This is a genomic window from Pseudomonas sp. SIMBA_068, assembly GCF_046534705.1.
GTDB lineage: Bacteria > Pseudomonadota > Gammaproteobacteria > Pseudomonadales > Pseudomonadaceae > Aquipseudomonas > Aquipseudomonas putida.
In genome coordinates this window covers 1-230 of record NZ_JAWRYI010001852.1, presented here as the reverse complement: position 1 = coordinate 230, position 230 = coordinate 1, and the positions used below count along the sequence as shown (strand labels likewise).

Here is a 230-nt window from a genome sequence, read left to right as displayed (position 1 = left end):
GTGGCGACCATCACCAGCCCCGTCACCACCAGCAACCCGATCGCAACGATCTTGATCAGCCCGAACCAGAACTCGACTTCGCCGAAGGCCGTCACGGCAAGCATGTTCAGGCCCAGCAGCAGGAACATCGTGGTAACAGCCGGTAGCCAGGTGGGCACGCCGGGGTACCAGTACTGGAAGAAACCTGCCACCACCACCACATCGCCCACCGCCGCCACCACCCAGCTGAG

At 63.5% G+C, this 230-nt stretch carries 1 pseudogene; it reads right to left on the bottom strand.

What is annotated here, in order from left to right:
* Positions 1-230: pseudogene (locus tag SB756_RS36185) on the bottom strand (amino acid transporter); the annotation flags it as partial.